The organism is Ruegeria sp. BB6 (assembly GCF_056539385.1).
Genome location: NZ_JBQFUW010000004.1, coordinates 297,570 through 310,909, shown reverse-complemented (window position 1 = coordinate 310,909; position 13,340 = coordinate 297,570). Strand labels below are relative to the sequence as shown.

The 13,340-nt window shown below is 56.9% G+C and carries 12 protein-coding genes; 1 reads left to right on the top strand and 11 read right to left on the bottom strand.

Annotation, left to right across the window (positions count from 1 at the left end):
- Window positions 1-23: 23 nt before the first annotated feature.
- The 6 genes from ACR0B7_RS12135 to ACR0B7_RS12110 all read right to left on the bottom strand — a co-directional run bounded on the left by ACR0B7_RS12135 (window position 24) and on the right by ACR0B7_RS12110 (window position 5,993).
- The gene (locus ACR0B7_RS12135; RefSeq protein ID WP_170417234.1) at window positions 24-794 is read right to left on the bottom strand and encodes an enoyl-CoA hydratase-related protein; all 771 of its coding nucleotides are present in this window, start codon (window positions 792-794) and stop codon (window positions 24-26) included.
- 233 nt (window positions 795-1,027) lie between these two features.
- A complete protein-coding gene (locus ACR0B7_RS12130; protein ID WP_170486235.1) occupies window positions 1,028-1,645 on the bottom strand; it encodes a 2-hydroxychromene-2-carboxylate isomerase in 618 nt (205 codons plus the stop codon).
- Between the two features lie 12 nt (window positions 1,646-1,657).
- Complete coding sequence (locus ACR0B7_RS12125; RefSeq protein ID WP_170577053.1) at window positions 1,658-2,395, bottom strand: SDR family oxidoreductase; 738 nt, start codon at window positions 2,393-2,395, stop codon at window positions 1,658-1,660.
- Between the two features lie 37 nt (window positions 2,396-2,432).
- A complete protein-coding gene (locus tag ACR0B7_RS12120) occupies window positions 2,433-4,592 on the bottom strand; it encodes a molybdopterin-dependent oxidoreductase (protein ID WP_170577054.1) in 2,160 nt (719 codons plus the stop codon).
- Window positions 4,593-4,673: 81 nt separating this feature from the next.
- Window positions 4,674-5,150: a winged helix-turn-helix transcriptional regulator gene (locus ACR0B7_RS12115; protein WP_170417242.1), complete on the bottom strand. Its 477-nt coding sequence runs from the start codon at window positions 5,148-5,150 to the stop codon at window positions 4,674-4,676.
- Between the two features lie 195 nt (window positions 5,151-5,345).
- Window positions 5,346-5,993, bottom strand: a complete 648-nt coding sequence (locus tag ACR0B7_RS12110) for an FCD domain-containing protein (RefSeq protein ID WP_170486238.1) — start codon at window positions 5,991-5,993, stop codon at window positions 5,346-5,348.
- Between the two features lie 261 nt (window positions 5,994-6,254).
- Here ACR0B7_RS12110 and ACR0B7_RS12105 point away from each other — a divergent pair, with 261 nt between their 5' ends.
- A complete protein-coding gene (locus tag ACR0B7_RS12105) occupies window positions 6,255-7,796 on the top strand; it encodes a phospholipase D family protein (RefSeq protein ID WP_170417247.1) in 1,542 nt (513 codons plus the stop codon).
- 110 nt (window positions 7,797-7,906) lie between these two features.
- Here ACR0B7_RS12105 and glnT read toward each other — a convergent pair whose 3' ends face one another.
- The 5 genes from glnT to ACR0B7_RS12080 form a co-directional block, all read right to left on the bottom strand.
- Window positions 7,907-9,235: a type III glutamate--ammonia ligase gene (gene glnT / locus ACR0B7_RS12100; protein WP_170417250.1), complete on the bottom strand. Its 1,329-nt coding sequence runs from the start codon at window positions 9,233-9,235 to the stop codon at window positions 7,907-7,909.
- A 70-nt stretch (window positions 9,236-9,305) separates the two neighbouring features.
- Window positions 9,306-10,637, bottom strand: coding sequence for an FMN-binding glutamate synthase family protein (locus ACR0B7_RS12095; protein ID WP_480681555.1), 1,332 nt, complete (start codon window positions 10,635-10,637; stop codon window positions 9,306-9,308).
- 14 nt (window positions 10,638-10,651) lie between these two features.
- Window positions 10,652-11,335, bottom strand: coding sequence for a GltB/FmdC/FwdC-like GXGXG domain-containing protein (locus ACR0B7_RS12090; RefSeq protein WP_170417256.1), 684 nt, complete (start codon window positions 11,333-11,335; stop codon window positions 10,652-10,654).
- Between the two features lies 1 nt (window position 11,336).
- Window positions 11,337-12,233: a class II glutamine amidotransferase gene (locus ACR0B7_RS12085; protein WP_170417258.1), complete on the bottom strand. Its 897-nt coding sequence runs from the start codon at window positions 12,231-12,233 to the stop codon at window positions 11,337-11,339.
- Window positions 12,234-12,351: 118 nt separating this feature from the next.
- A complete protein-coding gene (locus ACR0B7_RS12080) occupies window positions 12,352-13,011 on the bottom strand; it encodes a helix-turn-helix domain-containing protein (protein WP_480681553.1) in 660 nt (219 codons plus the stop codon).
- Between the last annotated feature and the right edge of the window lie 329 nt (window positions 13,012-13,340).

Below are 13,340 nucleotides of genomic sequence, written 5' to 3'. Positions count from 1 at the left end.
GTCACTCCCTTGTCTGTGACGGTCTATTTGAACACAGGTTTGCGCTTTTCTTTCATCGCCGTAATTGCCTCGGCGAACTCGTCGCCGGTGAAACGGGTTTGAAAATCGCTCATTTCTTCGGCCATGCGGTCCGCAACAGTGCCGTGTAGCGGCCTACGCAAAAAAGCCTTGGTCTGAGCCAATGCCTGCGGAGCCTGACGCGCCAAGGCGGCAACAACCTTCTCCACTGTCGGCTCTAGCTCATCCGCATCTAGGACCAGATTGACCAGCCCCACGGACAAAGCGTCATCCGCGCCGAACATGCCGCCCAGATACAACAGTTCCGCGGCCTTGGCGTGACCCATCAAACGAGGCAGCAAATAGGTCGATCCAGCCTCGGGGATCAGGCCCAGGCTGACAAAAGGCAACATGAACTTGGCGTCCTTGGATGCATAAACCAAATCACAGTGCAGCAGAACAGTCGTGCCAATGGCAATCGCCGGGCCTTCGACCTGCGCGACAATGGGCTTTGGAAATGCCTCTAGCTTGCTCAGGAAATGAGTGCCGACAGGGTTTTCACCGGCAACTGTTTCTCCGAACTCGGCCATGACATTGCCAGAGGTGAACGCACCTTCGGCCCCGCGCAGCCAAACGACCCGTATTTCAGGGTCAGCCGCAGCAGCGTCCATGGCGTCATTCAGCGCCTCGAACATGCCCTTGGTAATGGCGTTTTTCGTGCGCGGCGAACTCAGCGTCAGCCGCAGCACAGCGCCCATCTGTTCCGAAATTATCTGGGGGGTGTCTGAGGTACTCATGTCTTACTTTCCATTATGGGTGACGGTGCCAGAGTGTCGACCTGCCTTGGGACCAAGCGCGACACATCGGGAACCTTGAAAACGCCAACCTGTTGACGCCTTGGGGGGTCGCATTACCGGGCTGACCCGCGATCATAAGGCGCGTGCAGAGCGGCCTGAACATCCAACAGATGTCCGCGTGACAGCGACCTTCACCGCATTGAACCCTTGCCGCAAAGACGTCGCCCAAGCATTCAGCCTGCTGTAGTCTGGCTGAGGATCGCTTCTTCTACCTGACCCAAGCGTTCCTTTCCAAAAAACAACTCGTCTCCAACAAAAAACGAAGGGATGCCGAACACGCCCCGCTCTACCGCAGCCGAAGTGTTGTCGATCAGTCGCTTCTTGGCGTCAGGCTCACCTGCGCGCGCAAGCCATCGCGCTCCATCCAGACCGGCCGCGTTCATCGCTTCTACGAACACGTCCGGGTCATCCATCTTTAGACCCTGCTCCCACATCGCCTTCATACCGGCCCTGATGTATTCTTCATGCGCTCCGTCAATCTCGGCCGCCGCTGCGCCACGCATCAACAAAAGCGAGTTTACGGGGAAATGCGGGTTCATCTTGAAACGGGTCAGGTCGTGTTTTCGTATGAACCGTTCATTCTCAAGCTGATCATACTGCATCTTGCCTTTGACATTGGCAAAAGCCATAAATGGCGGCTGGTTGCCGGTGGCCTTGAAAATGCCGCCCAGCAAGCACGGGATGTAATTGAACTTCGCGCCGGTGCGCGCTTCGATCCAGCTGATGGCCTGATCAACCAGATAGGCATTGGGGCTGGCCAGATCATAAATGAAATCAACCTTTGGCGACATGAATGGCTCCTCTCACCATTTTTCTTTCCAGGGACGCATATCCAGTTCATGCGTCCACGCGGTGCGGGGTTGCTTGTGCAACATCACATAGTTCTGAGCGATGTGCTCAGGGTTCAAAATCTGATCGCTGTCTCGCAGCTGATCGACATTGGGCATCACCGCACGGACGAATTCACTGTCGATCATCCCATCGATGATCGCGTGGGCAACATGAATGTTCTTCGGCCCCAGCTCGCGCGCCATGGATTGCGCCATCGCCCGCAAACCATGCTTGGCCGCGGAAAACGCCGAGAACCCGGCACCGCCGCGCATGCTGGCTGTTGCCCCGGTGAAAATGATGGTGCCGCGCTCTCGCTGCTGCATTCTGGCGGCGACCTCATGACCCATCAGGAAACCGGCGTAGCAATTAGTAGCCCAAACATCGCGAAAAAGCTGCGGAGAGGTTTTGGTGATGCCAGAGTTCACGTTTGCCCCAACATTGAAGACCGCCACTTCAATCGGGCCTACTTCAGTTTCGACGCGCTCGATCAGCTCTTTCATTTCAGTCTCGTCCCGCGCATTCGCGGGAAAGGCCACTGCCTTGTGGCCCTCGCTGCGGATCGAAGATGCCAACTCCTCCAACGCGTCGGCGTGGTTCTGGCGCCGGACCACACAAGCGGTCAGCCCTTCGCGCGCAAAGGCACGCGCAACGGCCGCTCCTGTGACCACACCAGCCCCAATCACAAGACAGGCTCCGTTGGAGTTATTCATCGGCATTCTCTTTTTATAAAACCTGAGGCGGAAACAGTCAGGCGACCTTAGTGATGCGGCAAGGCAAGCCCCGGAAATGCGGGATGCCCTGTTCACGGTCCAGAAACTCTGGCTCGTCCGAGCAGAGCTGCGCGTCGGCCAAGGTCCAGGCGCTGTTCAGGCCGCCGGATTTGCCGACCTCTTCAGGCAGCCACCAACCATGGGGGACACGCACCAGACCCTGCGGAACCTTCTGCTTCAGCGTTACTTTCATTGTAACCGAGCCATGGGTCGTCGCAGCCTCGACCATGTCACCCTCGTCCACACCATGTTCGGCCGCATCTTTCGGATGCATGAAAATCAGCGGCTCGGGCGAGAACTTGCGCAGACCTTCGATATGGCGCTGGCCAGTCTGGAAGAACGGGCTTTCGCGAACACCGGTGAACAGGCGCAGAGGATAGTCTTTTCCTTCTTCCGGTTCTTCGCGCCAGTAGGGTAGCGGATCGAACCCGAAATCCCTGAGCGTCTCCGAATAAAGTTCAACCTTGCCCGAGGGGGTGGCAAAGCCGGTTTGTTCGTATTTGCGGAATTGCAGTTTCTCCAAATGCACGGGGTTGGACTCGGACATCTCGTCAAAGCTCATGCCCATGGGGGCCACGCGGTAGTCCAACAGGTCTTTCAGCGTCTCCCACGGGAAATGTTCACCCAGATCGAAACGGATCGCCAGATCGCGCCAGAACTCGTAGACATTGCGCGCCTCGCCGCGCGGTTCGACCGCCTTTTGCGACGTGCGGAAGATGCTGCTCCAGCCCAGGCCATCAGACAACGCTTCGCGCTCGGTCCAGGCATCGCCGGGCAGGATGTAATCGGCCAGCTCTGCCGAGGGGGTCATCACGTGCTCCATTGAGACGATCAGATCCTGATTCATCATCGCCTTATGGATCATCTGCATGTTGGCGTAGGACAGCAGCGGATTGTTCCCCAGAACAAAGAACGCCTTGACCGGGTACGGGTCACCATGCGCCATCGCCCGGAACAGGGCCGAGGGGTTGGCCATGTAGCACCCCGTAAGCTGGTTGGCGTATTCATACCCCCAGACTTTTTCCGCCGGGGCGTTATAGGGGGCCATGCCGCGATAGGTGAAAACCGGGTGTTGATCCGCGCCAAGCTGCTTGTCCTTCTGCGCCTGCGGCAGCGCCTCGTGCATTTCCAGAACCGAGTCGTGGATGATCTTGGGGTGGAACCCGTGCAGCACATCGCCGCCCGGCACGTCCAGATGTCCGCACAACGCCCGCAGCATCCCCTGCAGACGAATGGCCGAGGTCGAGTTGCGCTGCTGATCCGTAATGGGCGACCACGGAATGACCGAGGGTCCATTGGTTGCGTACACCCGCGCGGCCTTGGCGATCAGCTCACGGTCGACGCCGGTGATCTGCTCAACCCGTTCCAGCGGGAATTCATCGACCCGTTCGCGCAGCTCGTCAAAACCAATGGTCCAGTTTTCCACGAACTCCTTGTCGTACAGTCCTTCGTCCAGAATGACCTTGAGCCAGCCGAACATCATCGCCGCATCGGTGCCTGCCTTCAACGGCAGCCAGATATCGGCCATGTCGGTATTGGGAGTCTGTCGCGGATCGCAAACGATCAGCTTGGCCCCACGTTCACGAGCGCGCATGATCTGGTTGTAGATCGGCGTCCAGGAATGCGGGCCGGGGCTGTGGCAGAACAGCACGATACATTCGGTCTTGGTCAGATCGGCATAAGGATACCAGCCATAAACCATACGGTTCACCGCCGCCGTATTGCCTGCGCACAGCGCCACGCCTGAAATCCAGTTGGGCGAGCCCACAAGGTTCATGAACCGCCGAGACATACCATTGTCGGACTGCGTGTTCCAACTGCTGGTGGACACAGCAAATGATTCGGGGCCGTGGGTGTCGATAACGGTTTTCAGACGGCTGGCGATATCTGCCATGGCGTCTTCCCACGACACCTGCTCCCACTGGCCGGAACCCCGCTCGCCCACTCGTTTCAGAGGGTGCAGAATACGGCTGGAATGCGCAAAACCTTCAGGTGCATGCACACCCTTCATGCAGATATTGCCCCGCCATTTGCGGTTGTCCAGCGCTTTGACCCGCTTGACCTGCTGGTCTTCGACCTCGACGTCAACGTGGCAGTAAATGTCACATGACGCACATAGAACGCGCTTGCCCTGCATGGGGATTCCTCCGGCTAATTACTATAATTTTTATAGGGCCCGAGATTGGAAACTGTCAACGCGTATGCGGCCGCCAGATCGTTACGTCACACCAGCACAATCCCGCTCAGACTGAAACCGCTCGGACAATATCGACTTGGTCGTATGAGTCGAAACCGGTTCACCACACGTTTCGCAAACCAGCTTTGCTTTCATTTCGTGGCCCTTGCCCCTGTGAATGTTCATCAGCGGCAAATCTTCATCGGGTGCCGTGTTGCACCAGTCATCGCCCCACTGCTTCAACATGATAAGCGCAGGCCACAACGCCTGACCTTTCTCGGTAAGAGAATAGTCTTTGACCCCGTCGGACCCGGGGTGAGAAATGATTCCTTCTTCCTCAAGCTTGCGCAATCGAAGGGTCAACGACCGGGGCGACATGCCTGTCTGCTTTTGCAAGCTGGTAAAACGCCGGTTGCCCAGAAACAGTTCACGCAGGATGATGAAAGTCCAACTGTCGACAATCTGCGCGCTGGCTCGCGCAATGGAACAATGTTTTCCAGCTAGGTCACTGCGTTTCATACTGGGCCTGTTGATTTTGATTACACATCTGCTCGGCGGATCGGAGCTATTTTCACACCCAGAGGTTAACTTTGCGCGGCCTTTGCCGCAACCGGTCGGCAATTCGCAACAGGGGCTGACACCCCATGTCACCTGCAAAACGGGCAGCCATAATTGCGAGCAAGCAATCCGATTGCCTTCTCTGACGCTCTGTGTCTAGATTTTGCGCATCAATTCCGAACACAACTCGGCGTCACCTTTTTCAAGGGCTTTGAAAATCTTTTTGTGGGCGGCGTGCGATGTCTTTGAACGCTCCGCATCCGAGAAATAGAGCAGGCGCTTTTCCCGCGTGAATTCGTAAAACCAGTTCACCACGCGCAGCAACAGCGAATTCCGACTGCACGCGACGATCGCTTTGTGAAAATCTTCGTCTTCAAAATTGATCGGCTTGCCTTCCGCAATGCGCGTCTCAGTATCGGCCAGGATTTTTCGGATCACGTCCAAGTCTTCTTCCGTGCGCCGCTCTGCCGCTATTTGCGCCGCCTTCACTTCCAGAATACTACGAACTTCGCCCGCTTCTTCGGCTTGTTTCAGGTTGAGCCCAAGACCGGCATTTACCTCGATCACCAAAGTATCAATGCTGCTGTCGGCACCAAGATCCCTAAGGAAAATCCCGGCCTGCGGACGCCTTTCAACCACCCTCAGCGCTTCCAGCGCTGTGAAGGCTTCGCGCACGGCAGAGCGGGTCGTCCCGAATTTTTCAGCAAATTCACGTTCCGAAAAAAGACGCTCGCCGCTTTCAAAATGACGCTCGCGAATGAATTTCAGAATCTCGCCCTGAAGAAGCGTTGAAGAAGATGCCATTTCATACCTCGATCTACCTAACTCGTTTGGCAGCCATGTGTTTTCTTGTCCATCAAATTGGCACTACCACAATACGTAGGCGCGACCGAACACATTGCACGGTGGAATCCCAAAAAGTTCGCCCCCTCAATCAAGTGCACAGATCGGGCGACAAGCGAACACGCGTATCAACAACTTTCCACCCAAGGGGTTCCCGCATGGCGTTCCATACGGCAAGCTGGGAACTAGGGTTGATCTGGACAACAGCACACAGGGGCATCAATGCGGCTGATTAGGATCTGTTTAGGTGCAGCGGCGATGATTTTTGTCGTCGTTTTCGCGTTGAAGCTGGCCTTCCCTTTGCCAGATTCAAACTTCTCTGCAGCGACGCAAAAACAGGATCCGGACTGGACCGGACCTTTGGGCGCCACGATACAGAATGCCCTGAATCGCAACCCCGGGCTGGATGGCGTTCGCCCTCTGGGGAATGGCCGGGCAGCTTTCGCGGCTCGGGCGATCCTGGCTCGTGAAGCCGTGTCGTCGATCGACGCACAGTATTACATCTGGCAGGATGATGTCACCGGGTTGATGCTTCTTGACGAGCTCATGTCAGCAGCCGAACGCGGTGTGCGCGTCAGGTTGCTGGTCGACGACAACGGTATCTCCGGGCTTGATGGCTTACTGGCGGAACTGGATGCGATGCCCACGGCAAGCGTTCGGATTTTCAATCCTTTCACTCTCAGAAAACCCAAGCTGCTGTCCTACGCCTTTGATTTTTCGCGCTTGAACCGGCGTATGCACAACAAGTCCATGACCGTAGACGGCGTCGTCACGATCATCGGTGGCCGCAACATCGGGGACATCTACTTCGACTACGGGGCTGGCACTCATTATTTGGATGTAGACGCGATAGCCATCGGACCAATTGTCGAGGAGGTTTCCAGATCCTTCGACGATTATTGGAACAGTGACTCATCCTATGATGCGCAACTTTTTCTACCTTACTCGGATGAAAAACAACTTCGATCCCTCGCCGAAGCTGCCCGCCAATCGGCGCTTGGCGCAGGCTATCAAAAAGCGATCAGAGACAATGAGCTTGCCGATCAGATAGCCGCGCGCAATCTGAAATTCGAGTGGAGCGAAGTCACCCTGTTCGTTGACGATCCCGCCAAAGGTCTGGGCAACGTCAAAGCCGAAGACCTGATCGTCGAGCAACTGATTGGGTTCGCAAACGAGTCCCGTCAATCATTGGACCTTGTTTCAGCGTATTTCATTCCCGGCGAAAGGGGTGCCGACGTTCTGGAAGGGCTGGCCCGATCCGGAGTGCAGGTCCGGGTTTTGACCAACTCGTTGGACGCGACCGATGTGATGCCGGTTCATGCAGCCTATATGGGGTACAGGGACTCACTGCTGGCAAGCGGTGTCGAACTGTTCGAGCTGCGTGCGCTGCGCAGGGAACAGCGTGACAGGACTCTGCCCGAGATACTTGCGGGGTCCGCATCGGGATTGCATGCAAAAGTATTTGGGTCCGACGGCGAACGTATTTTCATCGGGTCCTACAACCTGGATCCCAGATCAGCACGCCTGAATACGGAAATGGGCCTGATGATCGAAAGCCCTGCAATCGCGGCATCTCTGGCTTCGCAGATGGACAGGCCGGACATTTCATACCGCGTTGAACTCAACGGCGACGGCAAGATGATCTGGGTTCAAGAAGAGAATGACGGGTCGAAAGTCATTCACGAAACAGACCCGGAAACAAGCAGATTTCAACGCGCTCTGGCGGCAGTCGTCAGGTGGCTGCCCGTCGAGTGGATGCTCTGAGCGGATAGACGCACAGGTCAGAAGCCGTGCAAGAGGGTTTCCAACCTCTTCTTCAACCCGAACGCACTAAGGGCAAAGCGCGGAGGCACCGGCGGCCGCGCCTGACCTGATCAAATGTCCAGAGTGTTCTCTTTTTCCCACCGACTAAAGTGGCTGACGAACGAATTCCATTCCTGATGCTTCATCTTGAGAAACGCGGTCGAGAACTCCTCGCCCATCATCGTTTTCAACTCGGAATCCTTGTCATAGGCGCGCAGGCCGTCCAGCATATTGAGCGGCAGCTTCGGAGCATCCGTAACCGTGTGCCCTTCGGCATACATATCGATATCGTATCGCTGGCCCGGATCGGCCTTGGTTCGTATTCCGGACAGACCAGCCGCGATAATCACCGCCTGTAGCAAATAGGGGTTTGCAGCCCCGTCCGCCAAGCGCAGCTCGAACCGGCCGGGGCCCGGTACGCGAACCATGTGGGTCCGGTTATTGCCGGTCCACGTCACGGTATTGGGAGCCCACGTTGCTCCGGACATGGTGCGCGGAGCGTTGATCCGTTTGTAGCTGTTGACGGTCGGGTTGGTGATCGCGGCAAGCGCGCTGGCGTGTTTCATGATCCCGCCAAGGAAATGCTTGCCCTTTTCACCAAGCCCGACTTCTCCGGTCGGGCCGTCCCCTGCGCCCGCAAAGACGTTGGTCTTCGCCTCCGCGCCCGGTGCATCCCAGACCGAGATATGGGCATGGCAGCCATTCCCTGTCAGCCCCTCGATCGGCTTTGGCATGAAGGTTGCGCGAAAGCCGTGTTTTTCCGCGACTGATTTGGTCATGAACTTGAAAAAGGAATGTTTGTCAGCCGTTCTCAGGACATCATCAAATTCCCAGTTCATTTCAAACTGGCCGTTGGCATCCTCGTGATCGTTCTGATACGGCCCCCAGCCAAGTTCCAGCATGTAATCACAAATCTCACGAACCACGTCATAGCGGCGCATCACCGCCTGCTGGTCGTAACAGGGCTTTTCAGCCGTGTCGTATGGGTCGCTGATCTGGTCGCCGTCCGGTGTCAGCAGAAAGAACTCGGCCTCGATCCCGGTTTTCACATGCAAACCTTCGGCAGCAGCTTCGTCGATCAGGCGGCGCAGCACGTTGCGGGGGGCTTGCGCCACATCGTCGCCCTCCATCACGCAGTTCGCGGCAACCCAGGCGACCTCGGGCTTCCACGGCAACTGAATAACCGAAGACGGATCGGGCACCGCCAGCATGTCAGGATGCGCAGGGGTCATATCCAGCCAAGTGGCAAACCCGGCAAACCCTGCGCCTTCTTCCTGCATCTCGGCGATCGCCTGCGCCGGCACCAGTTTCGCGCGTTGTCCACCGAACAGGTCAGTGAACGAAATCATGAAGTACTTTATGCCTTTTTCCTTGGCGAAAGCAGCCAGATCAGTCGTCATGCTCAGCTTTCCTTTCCCTGTTGCTTGAGTACAAAAAGCGCAGCCCCCATAGGGACCGCGCGTCTAGTGTTCAGAACCCTGCTTTGCCCGGATACCAGTCCGTTCCCGCAAGAGGCACCTTGGCCATCGCCGCAGCCTCCATAGTCAGGGCGCACAAATCCTCGGGCTCGAGATTGTGCAGGTGATTGTGACCGCAGGCGCGGGCAATGGTCTGCGCCTCAAGCGTCATCACCTTGAGGTAATTGCGCAACCGCCGACCGGCATCGACCGGATCAAGACGCGCGGCAAGTTCTGGGTCTTGCGTGGTGATGCCGGCGGGATCCTGCCCTTCGTGCCAGTCGTCATAAGCTCCGGTAGTGGTCCCCAGTTTCTGATATTCGGATTCCCATTTCGGGTCGTTGTCTCCGATCGCAATCAGCGCGGCGGTGCCAATGGCAACCGCATCCGCCCCCAACGCCATCGCCTTGGCCACATCAGCGCCGGTACGGATTCCCCCCGAGATCACCAGTTGCACCTCACGATGAACCCCTAAATCCTGCAACGCTTGGACTGCGGGCCGGATACAGGCCAATGTCGGAATTCCTACATGTTCGATAAACACGTCCTGCGTTGCTGCGGTGCCGCCTTGCATACCGTCCATGACGACAACATCGGCACCGGCTTTCACCGCGAGTGCAGTGTCATAATACGGGCGTGTCGCTCCGACTTTGACATAGATCGGCACTTGCCAGCCCGTGATTTCACGCAGTTCGAGGATTTTGATCTCCAGATCGTCCGGACCGGTCCAATCCGGGTGACGACAGGCCGAGCGTTGATCGATGCCCTTGGGCAAAGTGCGCATTTCAGCCACGCGGTCACTGATCTTTTGGCCCAGCAGCATCCCTCCTCCGCCGGGTTTCGCGCCCTGCCCCACAACGATCTCGATCGCGTCTGCTTTGCGCAAGTCGTCCGGGTTCATGCCATACCGCGAGGGTAAATATTGATACACCAGCTTGGTAGAATGGCCTCTTTCTTCGGGCGTCATTCCGCCGTCGCCAGTGGTTGTGGATGTTCCCGCCATCGACGCGCCCCGCCCCAGTGCCTCTTTTGCCGGACCAGACAGCGCACCAAAGCTCATACCGGCAATTGTGATCGGAATATCAAGCTCGATGGGGGACTTGGCATATCGAGTGCCGAGTGTGACCGACGTATCGCAACGCTCGCGGTAACCTTCCAGCGGATACCGGCTAACGCTTGCTCCTAGAAACAACAGGTCGTCAAAATGCGGAACCTTGCGTTTCGCGCCACCCCCTCGAATGTCGTAGATACCGGTGGCAGCCGCGCGCCGGATCTCGGCGTTGATCGGGTTGGAAAACGTCGCTGATTGAATCGGGGCCGTGCGGGGGATGCCATTATTGTCCATGTCCTTCATATCCCTCAATAATCCTGCGCGTTATCAACGTCGAAATTATACAGCTTGCGGGCTGAACCATAGCGCCTGAACTCCTCTGGTTTTGCGTCGCTTTCTGCGCGCTTCAGCAGGTCAGCCAGAATGTCCAGATGCTCGGGGCGCATCTCTTTTTCGATGCAGTCCGCGCCCAGACTTTTGACCGAACCGCGCACAAATAGCCGCGCCTCATAGAGGGAATCTCCCAACGCGTCGCCTGCATCGCCGCAGACCACCAGATTGCCCGCCTGTGCCATGAATGCCGACATGTGGCCGATATTGCCATGCACCACGATGTCTATCCCCTTCATCGAGATTCCGCAGCGCGAGCTGGCATTACCCTTGACCACCAGCAAGCCGCCATGCCCGGTCGCGCCAGCGTATTGGCTGGCGTCACCCTCGACCACAACGGTGCCGGACATCATGTTCTCGGCCACGCCCGGACCAACGGAACCTTCGACCCTGATCGTGGCCTGTTTGTTCATGCCCGCGCAGTAGTATCCTGTCGAACCCTTGACCGTGACTTCAATCGGCGCGTCCAGACCGACGGCTATGGCGTGGCTACCCTTCGGGTTTACCACCTGCCAGAAAGACTGGTTGGTAACCTGGTTTTGGGCCTGCAAAGCAGAGTTGAGACCACGCAGGCCGTTCACAGAAACATCGTATGTCTGCATATCAGTGGCTCCAGAAATAGACGGTGGCGGGTTCGGGTTCCCAGACTTTCGCGCCTTCGATTCCCGGCAGGTTGACCAACGCACGATACTCGCTGCCAAAGGCCACATATTGATCGGTTTCGGCCATCACCGCAGGCTTGCATGCAATCGGATCACGGACCACGCCAAACCCGTCTTTTGTGCCGACGACAAAGGTGAAGAACCCGTCCAGATCCTCCAGGCTGCTCTCTAGCGCCTCACCCAAAGAGGCACCGTTCTGCATCTTCCACGTCAGATAGGCCGCCCCAACCTCGGTATCGTTCATCGACTCGATCCGAACACCCTCGCGGCGCAACTTGCGACGCAATGAGTTGTGGTTCGACAAGGAGCCATTGTGCACCAGACACTGGTCGCCACCCGTCGAAAACGGATGAGCGCCTTCGGTTGTCACAGCGGATTCAGTCGCCATGCGCGTATGGCCAATGCCATGAGAACCGCGCATCGAAGAGACCGTGAACCGACTGGCGACGTCTTTCGGCAGGCCGACCTCTTTATAGATTTCGATCACATCGCCGCCGGACATGATACGCAAGCCCGGACGCAGTTCGCGCAGCGCTTGGCGTGCCCGATCTATCTGCTGACTGTCCATTGAAAGAACGGCGTGGGTGTCATTTGCCGCCAAGGAAACCTCGGCCTCAATGGCGCTACCCAGTTCATGTGCAAGCGTTGCAAAGTCAACATCGGGCGTGTCCGACTGAATGGTCAGCTTGCCTTTTCCTTCCGTTTCCCGACCATAGATCGCAATGCCTGCGCTGTCCGGTCCGCGATCCGTCATGGTGATCAGCATATCCGTAAGCAGCTCGCCCAATCTGGGTTCGAGGGTCTTGTCTTTCAAAAAGATGCCGACAATCCCGCACATCTGATGAATCTCCTGTAGTGAACTTGCAGGAGAGATATCACTGTCAGGAATGTTATTCAACTGATAAGAAACTATCTCGGAAGGTAAATCCTCCGATCCGCCGCGCCTTACCGAATTTTTAACCAGCGGTATTCGGGTAGGAAATGACGGACAGGAACCTGATCGGCAACTCGATCAACTCCTCCGGGCCGTGTGGGGCATCGGCGTCAAAGAAAAGCGTGTCCCCCGGTCTAAGATGATACATTTGCGACCCGTGACGATACAGAACCTGACCTTCAAGAACATATAAGAACTCCAACCCATCGTGCTGGAATGTCGGGAAGGTGTCCGACTCTTCACTGAGGGTGATCAAATAGGGCTCGGTGACGATGCCGCTTGAGTTCGATCCCAGATGCCCCAGCAGATTATACTGATGACCCGCCCTTGTCCCGGCACGCTCGATCTCAAGCCCGGTACCGGCGCGCGTGTGGATAGCCTCGCGCTTTTCCTCAAATCCACGAAAAAAAGTCGTCAAAGGGACTCCCAGCCCGTGCGCCAGAAGTTGAAGCGTCGTCAATGACGGCGAAGTCATTCCGTTCTCGATCTTGGACAACATCCCGATGGACAGGCCGGTCTGCTCGGCCAATTCCTTGACCGTTATTCCACGGTTTTGCCTAAGCGCCTTGACTTCTTTGCCAATCGCAACTTCCAGGTTGCGCTCTTTCTCGACGCGAACCCGATGCGGATCCTGCGCCAAAGGCATAGAACTGCCTACCCCTTGATTTGCGCCCTGCCCCATGATCCCAATCCTGATTTGCCTCACCGCGTCATATCCGACGAAGCTACCAAATTGAATCTATAGGTGCAGAAAATTCACGTCACTGAAAAAGACCGGCCAACCTCGGCAAAGTCAGTAACGTCAAGCGGGGCGATCTCGATCCGGGTTTCCGAAAGTCGCGTCTGGATATCGGCACGCAACGCCTTCATGGGTTCCATCCGGCGGGCACAGAGGACAAGATCGTAGATTAGCGCCCTCTGCGAAAGGTTCTGGGCCGATCAAAACGCATCGCAACCATATTCAAATTATCCGGGACGCGCCTGTGATTTCTACAGGCGCGCGCCCTCGCA